This is a genomic window from Frondihabitans sp. VKM Ac-2883 (assembly GCF_015350875.1).
Lineage (GTDB): Bacteria > Actinomycetota > Actinomycetes > Actinomycetales > Microbacteriaceae > Frondihabitans.
Window position 1 is genome coordinate 531170 of sequence record NZ_JADKSF010000002.1, and the last position, 16257, is coordinate 547426.

At 66.2% G+C, this 16257-nt stretch carries 16 protein-coding genes; 6 read left to right on the forward strand and 10 right to left on the reverse strand.

Features of this window, described 5'->3' with window-relative positions:
* Positions 1 to 223 precede the first annotated feature (223 nt).
* From ITJ49_RS06105 to ITJ49_RS06115, 3 genes are read left to right on the forward strand one after another with little or no spacing between them, the layout of a single operon-like run.
* Positions 224 to 877, forward strand: coding sequence for a TetR/AcrR family transcriptional regulator (locus ITJ49_RS06105; RefSeq protein WP_194602727.1), 654 nt, complete (start codon positions 224 to 226; stop codon positions 875 to 877).
* The gene (locus ITJ49_RS06110; protein ID WP_194602731.1) at positions 874 to 1509 is read left to right on the forward strand and encodes a hypothetical protein; all 636 of its coding nucleotides are present in this window, start codon (positions 874 to 876) and stop codon (positions 1507 to 1509) included. The genes ITJ49_RS06105 and ITJ49_RS06110 overlap by 4 nt, the downstream gene beginning before the upstream one ends.
* On the forward strand, positions 1506 to 3620 hold the full coding sequence (locus ITJ49_RS06115; protein WP_194602733.1) for a YhgE/Pip domain-containing protein: 2115 nt from the start codon (positions 1506 to 1508) through the stop codon (positions 3618 to 3620). Before ITJ49_RS06110 ends, ITJ49_RS06115 begins: the two co-directional genes overlap by 4 nt.
* 183 nt (positions 3621 to 3803) lie before the next feature.
* On the opposite strand, the gene ITJ49_RS06120 is transcribed toward ITJ49_RS06115, so the two are convergent.
* From ITJ49_RS06120 to ITJ49_RS06130, 3 genes are read right to left on the reverse strand one after another with little or no spacing between them, the layout of a single operon-like run.
* Positions 3804 to 4904: a glycosyltransferase gene (locus ITJ49_RS06120; RefSeq protein WP_194602735.1), complete on the reverse strand. Its 1101-nt coding sequence runs from the start codon at positions 4902 to 4904 to the stop codon at positions 3804 to 3806.
* 18 nt (positions 4905 to 4922) lie between these two features.
* A complete protein-coding gene (locus ITJ49_RS06125; RefSeq protein ID WP_194602737.1) occupies positions 4923 to 5339 on the reverse strand; it encodes a DUF3151 domain-containing protein in 417 nt (138 codons plus the stop codon).
* A 25-nt stretch (positions 5340 to 5364) separates the two neighbouring features.
* The gene (locus ITJ49_RS06130) at positions 5365 to 6006 is read right to left on the reverse strand and encodes a TrmH family RNA methyltransferase (protein WP_194602739.1); all 642 of its coding nucleotides are present in this window, start codon (positions 6004 to 6006) and stop codon (positions 5365 to 5367) included.
* A 147-nt stretch (positions 6007 to 6153) separates the two neighbouring features.
* Between ITJ49_RS06130 and ITJ49_RS06135 the strand changes: the two genes are divergently transcribed.
* Both ITJ49_RS06135 and ITJ49_RS06140 read left to right on the forward strand, forming a co-directional pair.
* A complete protein-coding gene (locus tag ITJ49_RS06135; RefSeq protein ID WP_194602742.1) occupies positions 6154 to 7569 on the forward strand; it encodes a polysaccharide biosynthesis tyrosine autokinase in 1416 nt (471 codons plus the stop codon).
* 1 nt (position 7570) lies between these two features.
* A complete protein-coding gene (locus ITJ49_RS06140; protein WP_194602744.1) occupies positions 7571 to 8173 on the forward strand; it encodes a hypothetical protein in 603 nt (200 codons plus the stop codon).
* 124 nt (positions 8174 to 8297) lie between these two features.
* On the opposite strand, the gene ITJ49_RS06145 is transcribed toward ITJ49_RS06140, so the two are convergent.
* The 5 genes from ITJ49_RS06145 to ITJ49_RS06165 are packed head-to-tail and all read right to left on the reverse strand — an operon-like array spanning position 8298 to position 12637.
* Entirely contained in the window at positions 8298 to 9530 is a 1233-nt protein-coding gene (locus ITJ49_RS06145) for a glycosyltransferase family 4 protein (protein ID WP_194602746.1), read from the reverse strand.
* On the reverse strand, positions 9490 to 10731 hold the full coding sequence (locus tag ITJ49_RS18155; protein WP_194602749.1) for an O-antigen ligase family protein: 1242 nt from the start codon (positions 10729 to 10731) through the stop codon (positions 9490 to 9492). Before ITJ49_RS18155 ends, ITJ49_RS06145 begins: the two co-directional genes overlap by 41 nt.
* 2 nt (positions 10732 to 10733) lie before the next feature.
* Positions 10734 to 11756, reverse strand: a complete 1023-nt coding sequence (locus ITJ49_RS06155; protein WP_194602753.1) for a ketoacyl-ACP synthase III — start codon at positions 11754 to 11756, stop codon at positions 10734 to 10736.
* A gap of 9 nt (positions 11757 to 11765) precedes the next feature.
* Positions 11766 to 12398, reverse strand: coding sequence for an acetyltransferase (locus ITJ49_RS06160; RefSeq protein WP_194602756.1), 633 nt, complete (start codon positions 12396 to 12398; stop codon positions 11766 to 11768).
* A gap of 14 nt (positions 12399 to 12412) precedes the next feature.
* Positions 12413 to 12637 carry an acyl carrier protein gene (locus tag ITJ49_RS06165; protein WP_194602759.1) on the reverse strand — a complete coding sequence of 75 codons (225 nt, stop codon included), beginning with the start codon at positions 12635 to 12637 and terminating at the stop codon, positions 12413 to 12415.
* A gap of 125 nt (positions 12638 to 12762) precedes the next feature.
* On the opposite strand from ITJ49_RS06165, the gene ITJ49_RS06170 reads away from it, so the two are divergent.
* Positions 12763 to 13581, forward strand: coding sequence for an HAD-IIA family hydrolase (locus ITJ49_RS06170; protein ID WP_194602762.1), 819 nt, complete (start codon positions 12763 to 12765; stop codon positions 13579 to 13581).
* A gap of 7 nt (positions 13582 to 13588) precedes the next feature.
* Here the strand turns inward: ITJ49_RS06170 and ITJ49_RS18160 are convergent, their stop codons facing one another.
* Positions 13589 to 15667, reverse strand: coding sequence for a septum formation family protein (locus tag ITJ49_RS18160; protein ID WP_194602764.1), 2079 nt, complete (start codon positions 15665 to 15667; stop codon positions 13589 to 13591).
* Entirely contained in the window at positions 15664 to 16215 is a 552-nt protein-coding gene (gene pyrE / locus ITJ49_RS06180; RefSeq protein WP_055962361.1) for an orotate phosphoribosyltransferase, read from the reverse strand. The genes ITJ49_RS18160 and pyrE overlap by 4 nt, the downstream gene beginning before the upstream one ends.
* Positions 16216 to 16257 lie beyond the last annotated feature (42 nt).

Below are 16257 nucleotides of genomic sequence, written 5' to 3' on the forward strand. Positions count from 1 at the left end.
ATGGGTTCGTGGAAGGTGCGCTGGCTGAGCTCGAGCTCATAGCGCGGGGCGAGTTGCTGGTTGTTCAGCATTTCGTTCCTTCCAGGGGCGGCGTGCCGAAGTGGCACGGAGAACCGAGCATAGCGGGCCGAGGATCCGACGTGTCAAGCAATTAGGTCAGGTCACCATCGACCTGCTTCCGTAAAGTGCACACGAGAGTGCAAGTTAGGCGTACACTCGCTGCATGCCTTCTACCGCCAGCCGCCCGCGCGCCCCGCGCCGCGACGCGACCGAGAACCGCGAGAGCCTCCTGCTCGCTGCCGGCACCCTGCTCAACCGCGACCCGAACGCTTCCCTCGAAGCCGTCGCCGCCGAGGCCGGGCTCTCCCGTCGCGCCCTCTATGGCCACTTCGCGAACCGCGACGACCTGCTTCGCGAGCTGGCGCTGCGGGGCGCCGCGCGCATCAACGCGGCGCTGCTGCCGGGCGCCGGTGCCGTGCCGGGGGCCGAGCCGACGGATCCTGCACTTCAGCTCGCTACCGTCGGTGCCCGCCTCTGGAACGAGGTCGATCACGTCCGAACCATGGCCCTCATCACTGTGCGCGGGCCGCAGGCGCTGCTGGTCGGCGACGCGCTCCTCCCCCTGCGCGAGCACGTCCGCGGCATCGTCGAGCGCGGCATCGCCGACGGCTCGTTCCGCGACGACATCGACGCGCGCACCCTGGCCCACCTGATCGAGAGCGCCGCCATCTCCGTGCTCGACGAGTCGACCCGACATGAGATCTCGACCGCGGAGGGGCGACGCCTCGTCGTGCTCTCGGTGCTCGCCCTCGCCGGCTTCGGTCACGCCGAGGCGACGACCATTCTGACCACCCTCACTCCGGAAGAAGAACGATGAGACTCACCCTCGACGGCGTCGCCATCGGCGAGGGCCCCGGCGCTCCGCTGCCCCGGCTCGACGCCACCGCCACCAGCGACACTCCCGCGGTCGTCGCGGTCGAGACGGAGGGGGCCCCGACACTCGCCTCGCTCATCGCCGGTGGCCGCATGGCCCCTGACACCGGCCGAGTGCTGATCGACGGCGTCGACGACCCCGCCCGCATCCGCGAGGCGTTCGCCCTCATCGACACCCCGACCGTCGCCGAGCCGTTCGCCGACCTCACCGTCCGCACGGTCGTGCAGGAGGAGCTCGCTCTCGCTGGCCAGCGTGGCAACCGGGTGACGTCCGACCTCTTTCTCGAGGCGGTCGGTCTCGCCGAGCACGACGAGACGCGCATCAAGCACCTCCCGACCGAGGCCCGTATCCGCATTCTCTGCGAGCTCGCGCTCCTCCGCCCCGGCGTCGAGGGCCTCATCATCACCACGCCGGAGCGCCACGGCGGCGATACCGCGGCCTGGTTCGGTGTCGTCCGCGACCTCGCCCTCCGCCACGTCGCCGTCCTCCTCGTCACCGGCGTCGCCGCGGCCGCGCACGTCAGCGCGCTGCTCGCCGCGCCCGAAACCGCTTCACAATGGCAGGACACCGAATGAAGATCGCCGCCCTCGTCCGCTCCGAGCTCAAGCGCCTCACCGCGTCGCCGCTCGCCCGGCTCGCCTTCATCGCACTGATGTGTGTTCCGCTGCTCTACGGCGGAATGTATCTCTGGGCCAACCAGGATCCCTACGCCAAGCTCGACCACATCCCCGCCGCGATCGTCGACAACGATGCCGGGGCGACCGACTCCGACGGCAACGCGGTCGACTATGGGCGGAAGATCACCGATCAGCTCGTCGACGGCAACGACTTCGACTGGCATGTCGTCTCGCAGGCCGAGGCCGACAAGGGCATCAAAGACGAGACCTACAACTTCGTCTTCTCGATTCCGAAGTCGTTCTCGACCGACCTCACGAGCGCGTCGACGACAAATCCGACCGCGGCCAAGATCGACCTGACCACGAACGACACGACGAGCTATCTCTCGTCGACGATCGCGGATCAGGCGGGCAAGACGATCCGGGCGACGATCACCGCGGAGGTCGGCAAGACGGCCGCCAAGACCCTTCTCGTCGGCTTGAACGACGTCCGCGACAACCTGAAAGACGCGAGCACAGGATCCAGCAAGGTCACCTCGGGCGCGACCGACCTCAAATCCGGTCTCGACTCGGCGAAGTCCGGCGCCACGAAGCTCGCCTCGGGCGCATCCCAGCTCTCGACCGGAGCATCGAGTCTGAATACGGGTCTCCAGCAGCTCCGCACCAAGACCGCAGCTCTCCCCGCCCAGACGGCGCAGCTGTCGAGCGGCCTCGACACTCTGCAGTCGCAGACCTCGTCGCTTCCGGCCGACTCCGCAGCCCTCGACACCGGCGCTCAGAAGGTCGCAGCGGGCAACAAGGCGCTCGATGACGGGGTCGCCCTGCAGAAACAGGCCGCGTCTGATGTCACGGCAGCCCTGCCGGCTCAACTCTCGGCCGCTCAGAAGAAGCAGCAGGCCGCTCTCAACCAGATCTACGCCGCCACGGGAATGACCGATGCGCAGAAGGCCGCCATCCAGCAGGTCGTCGATGCCTCGAACGAGTCCACGGCCACCAAGCTGACCTCGGCCGCGACTGCCGCCGAGACGCAGCTGTCCACGCTCGAAACCACGACCGGCCAGCTCGCCACGGGCAGTGCCCAGGTCGCCGCAGGCACCTCGAAGCTCTCGGCACAGACGCCGGCCCTCGTCTCGGGAATCCAGCAGCTCGACGCGGGAGCGAACGAGCTCAGCACGGCCGCTCCGGCCCTCACGAGCGGCATCGCCAGCGCGGCCGACGGCTCCGCGCAGCTCGCCTCCGGCGCGGCCACCGCGTCGACCGGCGCCTCCTCGCTCTCGTCCGGCATCACAAAGCTCGACTCGGGCGCGAAGTCGCTCGTCACGGGTTCGACGAAGCTGACGAAGGGCCTCAAAGACGGCGTCAAGCAGATTCCGGCCACGACCGCGGCCACCCGAGACACCCAGGCCGCAGCGATCGCCGACCCGGTGAGCATTCGCGACTCGTCGATCGCGAGCGCTGGCAACTACGGTGCGGGGCTCGCACCGTTCTTCATCAGCCTCGCCGCCTGGATCGGCATGTACGCGCTGTTCCTGATCATCAAGCCAATCTCCAAGCGAGCCCTGACGGCAGTCCGCGCCCCCGGCCGAATCACCCTCGCCGGCTGGCTCTCGCCCGCGATCCTCGGTCTGGTGCAGATGGTGGCCCTGTTCGCGATCGTGAAGTTCGCTCTCGGGTTCGACGTCGTGAACCCGGTGCCGATGGTCGGCCTGATGGTGCTTGCGTCGATCACTTTCGCGGCCATCATCATGATGCTCAACGTTCTTCTCGGCAGTGTCGGGCAATTCCTCGGGCTAGTGCTGATGCTCATCCAGCTCGTCACCGCCGGCGGCACGTTCCCCTGGCAGACCCTTCCCGGCCCGCTGGCGGCGCTGCACTTCGCGCTGCCGATGAGCTACGCCGTCGACGGCATCCGTCAGCTCATGTACGGCGGCAACATCGGCGCCGCGTGGAGCGACGCCGGAGTGCTCGCCCTCTGGATGATCGGCGCGCTGCTGGTCTCGTTCGTTGCCGCTCGACGCATGACGAAGCGCCGCACCATGCGCGACCTGCGCCCCAGCCTGATCGGCTGATCGGCTGATCGGCTGATCGGCCGGCGTTGCCCTAGCGCCCCCGAGGCCACTCCTCTTTGGAGACCAATCCGGGCCGGCCGGGGAGCGCCCGAAAGTGCACGAATGGGTGCTCGCACGGCCTCCAAGCCACCAATTCCGCACTCTCGGCGGCGGCAGCGCGCCAGCAGCCCGACGCCAGCGCACCTAACGCCGAATAAGCCCCTCGAGCTCGACCTCGTAGCGCCGGCAGATGTCAGCCCACGTGTAGTGCTCCAGCGCCCGTGAGCGGGCAGCCGTCGACAGCTCCTCCTGCCGCGCGGCATCGCCGATCAGACCGACGACGGCCGACGCAATCTCCGACGGCGTCGGCTGCACGAAGACCGCCGCGTCGTCGAGCACCTCGCGGTTATACACGGTGTCGCGGGCGACGGTCGGCGCACCGCAGAGCATCGCCTGCACGAGCGCCGGATTGGTTCCACCGACGCTGTGCCCGTGAAAGTAGGCACCCGCGTGCTGCCAGAGGGCGAGCAGGCGTCGGTCGTCGCTCAGGTGGCCGAGCCACGTCACACGCGGCTCGGCGTCGGCCAGCAACCGGACCGCGTCGTCGATCTCGCCGCCGTAGCCGCTGGATCCTACGATGACGACATTCGTCGTGAGAGCGATCGTGCGGGCCGCCTCGATGAACTCGTGCACGGTGTTCTCGGGCACGAACCGCGCGACGATCAGGGCGTAGCCGCGATGCGTCTGCCCTTCTTCGACAGGGAGGTCGCCGGGCTCTTCGCCGCCGTAGGGGATGAACACGCTGTCGCGTCCGAATCCGTCGCGCCAGCGCCGGGCGATCTCGCGCGCGTCGGCGACCAGTCGGGTGCCCCACCACGCAGTGGTCTTGGCCCCGGCCCGGAACATGAGCTTGGCCAGGCGGCCCCACTTGGCGCGCTCCCATTCGATGCCGTCGACGTTGACGAGCGTCGGGATACCGCGCAGCTTGAGCAGCGGCAGCCAGAAGCCGTTCGCGACGTTCATCACCAGAGCGACGTCGGGCTTGCGGATCATCGCGTCAAGAGTGGCGGTCAGGCCGTAGCTGAGCGTCGAGAGCGACTTGCTCTCGACACCGCGGGTCGTCTTCGCTCGGACGCGCGGGTCGAGGTCGGGGTCGTCGTCGCGGGTCGACCCGTCGCGGCCATAGACGGTGACGTCCCAGCCCTGCTCGGCGAGGTGCGGCGCGATCTTTCGCACGGCCGTCTCGAATCCGCCATAGTAGCTGGGGTACCCCCGGGTGCCGATGATGGCGACGGATTTCGGCATGTCCAGACCCTACCGGGGTTACTCACCGCTGAGCAGGCGGAGAGCTTCAGGATCCGAATCGGTCAAGAACGCAGTCAACCTCTCGACCTCCTCCGTCTCGCCGATTGCCGCTGCGCCGCGCCGCAGAGCGAAGAGTGCACGCAGCACCCCCCGGTTCGGCTCATGTGACCACGGAACGGGACCGTACCCCTTCCACCCCGCTTTGCGGAGGGAATCAAGACCGCGGTGGTAGCCCACCCGCGCGTAGGCGTAGGCCTCGAGGTCACGGCCACCAGCCTGAGCTGTCTCGTCGGACAGCAGAGCCCACGCCAGCGACGACGACGGGTGTGCCGCCGCGATCACGACGAGTGGAGTGCCGCCGGACAGGGCCGCCTGGACCTCGGGTTCATCAGGAAGGAGCGTCTCGGGTACGCCGAGCAGATTCATGGAAGCCATGAGACCACGCTAGTGGCGACGTCCGTCAGAAGCGCACGTGCTGAAGAACCCAGGAGTGCATGACCACGGCTGCAGCCGCGGAGGCGTTGATACTGCGGGTCGAGCCGAACTGCACGATCTCGAGCACAGCCTCCGATGCGGCGATCGCCTCGGGCGAGAGGCCGGGTCCCTCCTGCCCGAAGAGGAGGACGCACCTCTCAGGCAGGGCGAACGTCTCGATGGGGACCGAGCCCCCGACGTTGTCTATCGCGAGCACCGGGATCCTCTGCTCGTCAGCCCACCGGGCGAACGATTCGATGTCGGGATGGTTCATCACGTGCTGGTAGCGGTCGGTGACCATGGCGCCGCGCTTGTTCCAGCGTCGCCGACCGATGATGTGCACCGTGTCGGCTGCGAACGCATTGGCGCTCCGCACGATCGAGCCGATGTTCATGTCGTGCTGCCAGTTCTCGATGGCGACGTGAAAAGGGTGCCGGTGGTCGTCGATGTCTTTGACGATGGCCTCCATCGTCCAGTAGCGGTAGCGGTCGATGACGTTGCGGGTGTCGCCTGCGCGGAGGAGATCACGGTCGAACCACAGGTCGGTGGGCCATTCGGCCTCGTCGCCGGGCCACGGGCCGACGCCGTAGGTCGTCTGTTCGGGTGAGGGATTCAAAGGCTCAAGCACAGGCTTATTCTTCCAGCACGAACTAAACTACTTGTGTTTTGTATTTCAGTTGCATATTCTAGGATGATTGGTCCTCCAGCCCGATACGAGTCACGCGGAGACAACCCACTGTTCCGTCCGCACCCGAACTTTAAGAGAGCAGGGACAATGACCCTCAACGACTACGCGCGCGTTCTTCGCCAAGGCTGGCTCACCGTCCTCGCCTTCCTGGTCGTGGCTATCAGTGGAGCATTCGCTCTGACTGCCGTCACTCCCGAGCGCTATGCAGCTACCGCTGAGCTGTACGTCTCGATCCAGGCGTCGACCTCCACCACCGCGGGTGAGATCGGTCAGGGCAGTACCGCGGCGCAGCAGAAGGTCCGGTCGTACACCGAGGTGGCCACAACTTCCCGCGTTCTCCAACCGGTTATCGACAGCCTTGATCTCGAGACGACACCTGGCCAGCTCGCGAAACAGATTACAGTGACCTCGTCGGTAAATACGGTCGTCGTGTCTCTGACTGCAACGAACGAAGATCCTGCTCAAGCAGCGAGAATCGCGAATGCCGTGGGGGAAAGCCTCCGCGACGTCGTCGACAGCCTGGAATCCCCCGCCGGCGGCGGTGACAGCCTCGTGCGCCTCGAGTCCGTCCAGCCGGCAACGAGCCCGACCACGCCGGTGTCGCCGCGCTTGACGACGAACATCCTCATCGGGTGCCTGGCCGGGCTCCTCGCGGGTTTCGCCGCAGTGATCTTCCGGAACACCTTCGACACCAGGATCCGAGGCGAGCACGACCTCCCGAGAGGTATCTCGACTCCGCTCATCGGCACCATCGGATTCGACCCGACCGCCTCGAAGCGGCCTCTGATCGTCCATCTCGACCCGCGGAGTCCCCGCGCCGAATCGTTCCGGTCCCTGCGCACCAACCTCCAATTTCTCGACGCGGAGAGACCAGCGCGGATCTTCGCGTTGACCTCCGCCATGCCGAGCGAAGGCAAGACCACGACCGTGGCGAATCTCGCCATCTCACTCGCCGAGAGTGGTGCACGTGTCGTCGTCATCGACGCCGACCTGCGGCGGCCTCGCCTCGCCGAGGTCATGGGCCTCGAAGGTGCAGTGGGGCTCACCGATGTCCTCATCGGCCGAGCCGAGATCGACGACGTGAGCCAGCCTTGGGGAACCAGGTCTCTCATGGTCATTCCCGCAGGGCAGATCCCTCCCAACCCGAGCGAACTCCTCGGATCCCGTGCGATGCAGGCTCTGCTCGAAACGCTGGGCGGGCTCTACGACTACGTCCTGCTCGATACTCCGCCGCTCCTCCCTGTCACGGACGCAGCCGTCCTGAGCAAGTTGACCGATGGGGTCGTGCTCGTTGCCGCGGCTGGTCGATCACGACGACCTCAATTCGACAAGGCGCTCTGCGGACTCGATGCCATCGACGCCCGAGTGCTCGGGGTCGTTCTGACCATGTTGCCGCTCCGCGGCCCCAACAAATACGGGCAGAACGTTTACGGCGGCTACTACGGCCCTCCGCGCGACGAGCCCATGGCCGACCACCGCGCTTTCACCCCGAAAGGTTTCTGAGATGAGCGACACCCGCGTATTCGCAATCACGACGATCTGCACCGGTAATATCTGCCGATCGCCGTTCGCCGAGGCTCGATTACGACACTCTTTTCCCTCTGGTCAAGTGCACGTCTCCAGTGCCGGCTCCCAAGCCACGACAGGGCGGTCCGTACCCGACGACGCGCGATTGATCGCGTCAAACTACGGCATCGACCTCTCACGACACCGCTCTCGCGCTCTCACGCCCGAACTAGTCGACGGGTCTGCATTGATGCTCGGGCTCGCTCGCGAGCATCGACGAGCAGCCGTTGTGCTTAAACCCCGGGCAAGCCGCTACGCGTTCACGCTGATTGAGTTCGCCCTGCTCACGCAGACGGTGACGAGGAACGACCTGGCGCCCCTGAGCGACATACCTCGCGAGAACGTTCCCGAGCGCATGGCGGCCATCGTCACCGTTCTTGCGTCCCGGCGAGGGTTCCTGCCGGTCCTTTCCTCCTCGGACGAGCTCGATGTTCCGGATCCCTTTGGTGGGCCCCGCGCCTCGTATGAGGCCTCATCGGCCAAGATCGACAGGACCTGCGCGACGATCGACGAATTCATGGCGCACGCACTCGCCCTCTGAGCACCGCTGCTGCCTTTGGCGTGACAGCCTGCAACCCGACGGCCTTGGCTCTCGCCACACGAAAGACCACCCACTCTAGCGAGTGGGTGGTCTTTCGTTTAAGGGGTTGCCTACCGTAGTGGTGTCAGGCGGTTCCGGCCTCGGCAGCGTCGCGTTCGACGATGTCGCAGAAACGAGACGACAAACGCTCCAGCGAGAACTCGGTGGCCGCCAAGTGGGCGGCTGCTTCCTTCGCGACTGCGAGGAAGGTCGAATCCGATGCGGCGTCGAACAGCGCGCTCGCGGCCGCATTGGCATCGCGGGGCAGTCGGATTCCCGCCTTCGTTCTCTCGAGCGTCTCAGCCTGCCACCCCCCGTAATTGACCGCGACCGGCTTTTGCGCCGCTAAGGCATCGAAGAACTTGTTGGCACTGTTGCTCTCGAGCTCGGGGATGTCCGCGAACAGCGAAAGAACGATTGTCGCGGACGCGAGGACCCCCGGAAGCCGTCCCTTTGGGAGCACGTCGAAGAGGAAGAAGTTGCGGTTCAGCACGCCGGAGCACGCCGCGCGCTCCCGCACGGCATCCTTTTCGGAGCCCTCCCCGATCGCCACGAAAGTCAAGTCGTCTCCTCGCGCACGTGCTGCTTCGGCGACGTCCACGAGATAGCCGACATCGTTGGCCAGCCCGAAGGTTCCGCAATAGACGATCAGCTTCCTCCCCTTGAGGAAATGGTTGTCGGCGAGAAACTCCTCAGGATTTGAGGAATGCGGAGCAAACGCCGCAGTATCGGACACGTTGGTGATTACCTCGACCCGGTCGGCGGGATACCCCGCGCGAACTACTCCCGACTTCATCCCCGGGGAGAGCGCGATAACAGTTGAGGATGCCCTGTAGGCGGCTTTCTCGAGCCTTCGAGCTGCGAATTGCAAAAAGGGATTGGACAGTGCGCCCAGAGCGATCGGAAGCTCAGGCCAGACATCCCGGACTTCGAAAACTAGAGGAGCCCCTCGACGGGCCGTCGCGACGATTCCGGGCACGGCAATGGTCAACGGTGTACTGGTGGCGACGACGACGTCACCACGAATCTTCCGCGCGCGCCGCGACGAGCGGATCGCGAACGAGGCGAACGCCTTCATTCTCCGCGTGAACGGCATGGCGTTGGAGTACGGGATGGCTAGGGAGTGCACGGTCAGCCCATCGACCAGGTCGACCTGAAAGCCCCGAGCCCGGTGCCGCGTCTGTTGCCGATCGATTCTCGACGTGACCACGTGGACGTCATGACCGCGCTCGGCGAGAGCCCTAGCGAAGTGGTAAGAGCGCACACCTCCGCTCTGTTCAGGTGTTCTGAAGTACTGGTGCAGATAAACAATTCGCACGGGTAATCTCCCCTTTCGAGCGATCTCGGAGTAAAGGAATGGTCCAGGAGAGAGCCAGCGTGACCCACAGCAGTCGGTTGTCATTGATGTCACCGGAAACGCTGGCGTTGACGAGGGAGAAAGCCCCTAGCGCCAAGAGGGGTAGGCATGCCGACTCTTTGGCGAGACGCCAAAGTCGCAGAGTCGATAGGAGAATGAAAACCGTGATCGCGCCACCGGTGATCCAGCCACCTTCGACGAAGACCTCGAGGAAGACGTTGTGAGGGTATTGCGTCAGACCTGTGGGAAGAAGCTCACCCGCTCGCATAACCTGAACGAAGCCACCCCACCCGGTTCCCCCCAGCGAGTGGGATGGATCACCGAGGTAGCGAACGGCAGCGTCCCAGAGCGGCTGTCGCGTGGCGGTCCCCGAGGCCTCACCGGTGATGGAGTCCTGGATCCTTTGCGATCCTGCTGATTGATCCGTCGAGAGGAATAACCAGCCCGCAGCCAAGAGCCCTGCCGTCAGCGTGAGTCGGAGGGCTCGACCACCACGATCGGAACGTAGCGCCAAGAGCACAAACACGAGGACGACCGCGAGCAGCGGGCCACGGGATCCCGTGGCCAGCATCGTTACCCCGGCGAAGAGCGCGAGACCCGCTGCTACTCCTCGGGCGAGAGGGCGAGCAGGTGAAAGAACCACCGTGGCCAGGATCACGACGGCCATGCCAGTCTGGCGACCCGCGGCGATGGTGTTGGACCCCTCGAGAACTGCTCGACCGTACTGGCTCGGATCTGGCGGGAGGACCGCTAGCCCGACCGCAGTGAGCAAACCGGCGAGTGCCAGATATCGAACCCACAATGTTCTTCTCTGCTCACCAGTCACGAGGAAAGACGAGGCGCTGACTAGCAGGAGCGTGATGAGGAGGCCCTCTACTTTCTCGCCACGATAGCCCAGAGGATTCCCCGCGATGGCGGGGGGAACGAGAACTGCGACAAGAGCGATCGCGCCCGGAAGCACACGGAGGGAGGCCCCCCGCCCTAGGGCATGTGCAAGGAGAGCCAGAAGTAGCAGAGCGCAGCACAGCACGGTCAAGTCGATGGGAACCCATGCAAGGTACGGAGTCCCCTTGACGGCTCCGACGACCAGTCCGAAAGCGCACACAGCAACGACGAAGTGGTTGAGCAGTCTCCCGCCTCGGGAGAGGCTTTCTTCGGCCACGGCTACAGTGTCGCCACGACCGCGCCCCACGAGAGACCGACACCAAAGCCCACGAGCAGGATACGCATACCGGACTGGGCTCGGCCGGAGTCGCGGGCCGCAGCAAGGGCGAGAGGAATCGACGACGACGTGGTGTTGCCACACTTCGACATCTCGACGACGAATCGATCCGACGGAATTCTGAGCTTCTTGCGAAGGGTCTCGAGCATGAACTCGTTGGCCTGATGGAACACGAACAGGTCGATGTCGTCCATCGACAGACCGCTTCGCTCCAGAGCGCGCTCGACGATTGACGGCACGGATCGAAGTGAGAAGGTAAACACCTCACTCCCGTTCATGTACATGTCGTAGCCGGTCGAGACGAGGCCGCGCGTTTCGACTCCAGCTGCTTCCGTCAGTCGCGAACCACTCGCCAGCCCGCCGTTGGGCACCACCAGATGCGCTGCACCGGCACCGTCAGTCCCGTAGGAGAAACCGGCTAGAGCCGGGGCCGACGCGGAGCCCGTGACGAGCGTGGCCGCCGCGCCGTCGCCGAAGATCGTTCGTAGTTGGCGATCAGCCGGGTTCAGATATTTCGTAAGAGTGTCAGCTGTGATGAGAAGAACCGACTGTGCTTGGCCGGATTCGATGAGCCCGGTGGCCATTCCCAGTCCGTACACATAACCGGAGCATCCCATACCGAGGTCGAGAGCTCCCGCGTCAGCGCGAAGGCCCAGCTGATGATGGACCAGGCACGACGTCGACGGCATCGGATGATCCGGGCTCTGCGTGCACACCAGGAGGAAGTCGACCGATTCGCGATCGATACCGTACTGACCAAAGAGGGCTTCGCCGGCAGCGGTCGCCAGGTCGGAGGTGAACTCGTCCTCACTGGCAACCCGACGTTCGGCAATGCCGGTCTTGGCCGCGATCCTGGTGATGGAACCGGCACCAAATTCGGACTCGAGATCGGAGGTCTTGACCACCTTGGCGGGCAGATACGTCGAGATAGCCGCTATGGCGGCGTGAGGAAGTGGGGTTGACATCGGGTGTCCTTAGGAAATGGTGCGCGCGGGATTGCCGAAGACGGTTGTGTCTGGTCGGACACGGCGGAGAACGAGGCTCCCCGCCCCTACTCTGGAGCGGCTGCCGATACGTGCGCCCGGCAGAGTGGTCGTCGCGGTGCCGAACCAAGCATCGTCTTCGACATGAACACCGCCGAGCAGCTGCGAATAGCCGCTGACGGTGACGTGATCTCCGACGATCACGTCGTGACCGATGGCGACCGCAGTGTTGAGAAATGCATGCGCACCGATCGAAATGTCGACCGTAAGCAGGCAGAAAGGGTAGATGATCGCCCCGGGACCGATCGTGACGCGAGGGCCAATCACTGCTGTCTCATGAATGAACGAGATGAATTTGGCTCCTCGGCTGGCAAGGAGCTCGACGATCGAGCGCCTCAGCGAGGTGACCGTGATCGTGCAGAGGACGACATCGTTGGGCTCGGGCATGAAGCCGACCACTGTTCCGATGACGGGCACTGTAGCGTCTGTGACGATGTCGTCAACGAAGACGATCTCGCCGATGTCGTGCGTCTTCAGAAACTGAGGATCGGCCTGCGCGAAGGCGAGAACCTCTCGACCGGCCCCTCCCGCCCCGACGAGGACAAGTCTGGATCGTCGTCTCACCCCTTGACATCCCATCAGGCGGAATCACGCGTCAGCTTCGCCACGTCGTTCAACGTGGTGCTGTCCGCAAGTGCAGATGCATCGACGACGATGTGCGTGCGGTCGTCGACATGAGCGATGAACTCGACGGCCGAGAGGGAATCCCAGCCGATGTCCACGAGTTGGTCGTCGAGAGAGAGCGTCTGGGGGGCTGCGTCGAGAATGTACTCGCAAAGGGCCAGGAATTCGAAGTCGCTCATGCGGAGCCTTTCTGTGTCGATCGGGATGCAAGCCCGACCGGGCCCGACTTACAAATATTACAGCGTACAATATCAATAATCAAGAGATGAGGTTGTGAGGGATGCCTACCCCGTACGCTGACCCCATGGCGACTCGTGACGAAGTGGAATGCTGGCTGACCGACATGGACGGCGTGCTCGTCCATGAGAATCAGGCACTGCCGGGCGCCGCCGAGCTGATCCAGCAGTGGCAAGACGAGGGCACCCCCTATCTGGTCTTGACCAATAACTCGATCTTCACGCCGCGCGACCTGTCTGCGCGGCTGCGGGCGTCGGGTCTCGAAGTGCCGGAGGATCGCATCTGGACGTCGGCCCTTGCCACCGCCGACTTCTGCCGCTCGCAGATGCCGGGGGGCTCCGCGTTCGTCATCGGCGAGGCCGGCATGACGACAGCCCTGCACGAAGCGGGGTTCATCATGACCGAGACGGCACCCGACTACGTCGTCGTGGGCGAGACGCGCAACTACTCGTTCGAGGCGATCACGAAGGCGGCCCGGCTGATCATGGGCGGGGCCCGCTTCATCGTGACGAACCCCGATGCGACCGGCCCCAGCGCCGAAGGGATCCTGCCCGCCACGGGAGCCATCGCCGCCATGATCACCAAGGTCACCGGCAAAGAGCCCTACATCGTCGGCAAGCCGAACCCGATGATGTTCCGTTCGGCAATGAACAGGATCGGCGCCCACTCCGAGAACACCGCCATGATCGGCGACCGCATGGACACCGACATCATCGCCGGTATCGAAGCAGGGCTCCACACGATTCTCGTGCTCACGGGCATCAGCGACCGCGCCGAGATCGACCGCTATCCGTTCCGCCCCACCGAGGTGCTGAACGGGGTGCACGAGCTCGTGCGCTCGGAGCCGGTCGCCTACGATCTCGGCGATGCCGAGGGCAACCTGTAGTCAGGCCCTAGGGCGCCAGGCTGCTCGACAGTTGCTCGCCGCCAGTGCGGTTCACGAAGCAGTAGAACGACCTCGCACCCGCAGCCCACTCCTCCGCGGTCGACGGGAAGCTGTCTGACACCTGCACGTCGGTGTAGGCCTGCGCGGCACTCAGGTTGATGGCCTTGTCGGACTGGCACTGCGGCGAAACCTGCGCCTCGAGAGCCGCGGCACCCGGGTAGTTCGACCCGGCGGCCCCGTCGAGCGTTCCGACGTAGACGAGCTGGGCGACGTGTGGAGTGCCGCAATCGACGACCGTGTAGCTCGACTGCCAGGCGTCGGTGAACGCCGTCAGGCACTCGCCGCCGCCGAGCTCGGTGTAGGGATGCACACCGGGTGCCGCTAGACCCGAGGCCGCGGTCGCCTTCGGAGTGGGCGTGCTGCTCGCCTTCGGTGTGGCCTTCGACGTGCTGGTCGCGGTCGCCTTCGGAGTGGCCGTGGCGACCGGCGCCGCCGTCGAGTCGGACCCTCCGGCCAGAACCCGCCCGAAGAAGAAGAGCGCTGCGAGCACGACGATGAAGGCGACGGCGATTCCGACGAAGAGCAGGATCCGGCGGCGGCCGGCATCCGATCCCCCGCCCCCCTGCGCGCGCGGGCGAACCTCGGCCGGCGTCGCCGTCGATGCGGTCGGTGCTGCGGGCGCGGCCGAAGACCAGGCAGCCGGCGCCTTCGAGACATCGATCGGCGTGATGGTCCGCGAGCTGGCTCCTCCGAGCGGCAGCGGACGCTCCGTCGGCGTCACCGGCACCACGCGCGTCGGCGCGTCGGGCGTGACGGTCGTCACCGGCGTGACCGGCACCACGGGCGTCACAGGCACCACGGGCGTCACAGGCACCACGGGCGGAACGAAGGCGACGGTCGGCGCATCACTCGGAGCCGGGTCGGGCCGGGCGAAATCGGCGTCGGTCTCTGCCGGCACGGCCGACATCGCCTGCGTGACAGGTAGCTCAGAATCCACCGGCTCGTCCGCCCAGGCACCGTCCGGTCCGCCCGGCGGCAGATCTTCTGCGGCGGGGTCGGCGACCTCGGGGCGGGCGTCCTCCCCGAACAGCGCAGCCACGGCGTCGACGTCGTCGGCCGGGCCGAGGGGCTCGGCGCCGGACTGTTCGACGTAGGGCCGAACCGGGTCCGGCAGCTCGTCGTGGTCCGGCACAGCTGCAGCCGCGGAGGCAGTCGGGGTCGCCGCCGGCTCGGGCTCGAGGTCGTCCAGCGACCACACGACCGGGGCGGTGACCGTCGGCGTTTCGTCCCTCGTTGCAGCATCAGGCACCGACGTCACGGGCACAGGCGCCACGGGCTCAGGCCTGACCGGCTCGGGCACGACGGGCTCGGGCCTGACCGGCTCGGGCGCAGGGGGCTCAGGCATGAGAGGCCCAGGCTCACGCGAGGCCGGTTCGACGGGCGGCAGATCCGTCCAATCGAAGCGGGAGGGCTCGCTCGACGTCGCCGCATCGGCCGGGGGCACCGAGATGAGCTCGGTGAACGAGGCAGCACGAGCGGGCGGGGACTCGGGACTCGCGGGAGCGGGATCCTGCGGGGGAACGATGTGGACGGGAGCGGTCGGAGTCGCCCCGAAGACCGCGCCGAAGTCGGAGGTGGGCGTCTCGCCGCGGCCGTCGTGCGCCGGCAGTGCCGACGTGTCGAGGGGTTCGGCGACGGTCGGGGTCGAGAGACTCCAGGGCTCGGGGGCTTCGGCGGATCGGTCTTCGTCGGACGCGTCATCGCGCTGGCCGCGGAGGGCCGAGAGATCGAGCGACATCGGGTGGGGCGACTCGGGAGACGCCGGTGTGGCGGCCGCGGGAGGAACAGGCGGAGGTGCCGCGGGGGTCACGGGCGGTTCGACCCGAGCGGAATGGCGCGGCGGACGCGGCTCGCCGAAAAAGGCCTCGGCGCTCGGCAGCCGACGCGGAACGATCGGAGCGGTCTGCGAGGCCTCGGGCTCGGTAGGGGTAGCGGGAACAGCGGATTCGCGTGCTGCCGGGGGCGGCGTCGCGGATCCTGCGCTCTCCGCCTCGGGATCGTCGCCCGGGCGACGCTCGTCGCTCACGGCTCCAACCCGAGGTCGTCCAGACTGATCGCCGCGAAGTACGGGTAGCCGGCCGCCTCGATCACCTCTCGGGCACCGGTGGATCGGTCGACGACGACTGCGACTCCGACGACGACCGCGCCGACCTTCTCGAGCGCCTCGATCGCCTTTAACGGCGAGCCGCCGGTCGTCGAGGTGTCTTCGAGCACGATCACGCGCTTGCCGTCGAGCTCGGGGCCTTCGACCTGGCGACCGCGACCGTGGTCTTTGGGCTCTTTGCGTACGACGAAGGCGTCGTAGTCTTTGCCGGCGGCGGCGCCCTGGTGCAGAACCGCGGTGGCGATGGGGTCGGCGCCCATGGTGAGACCGCCCACGGCGAAGACGTCGGGCACCTCGTCGATGAGGTCGACCATCACCTGGCCGATCAACGGGGCCACCCGGTGATCGAGGCTGACCTTGCGCAGATCGACGTAGTACGACGCCTTCTTGCCGCTGGTCAGCGTGAAGTCTCCGTGGAAAACGGCGAGTTCGCTGATGTAGTCGATGAGCTTCTGGCGTACGTCGGTCACGCCCACATGGTACCCGGCCCCTCTCCACGGCCTCACGCCCCG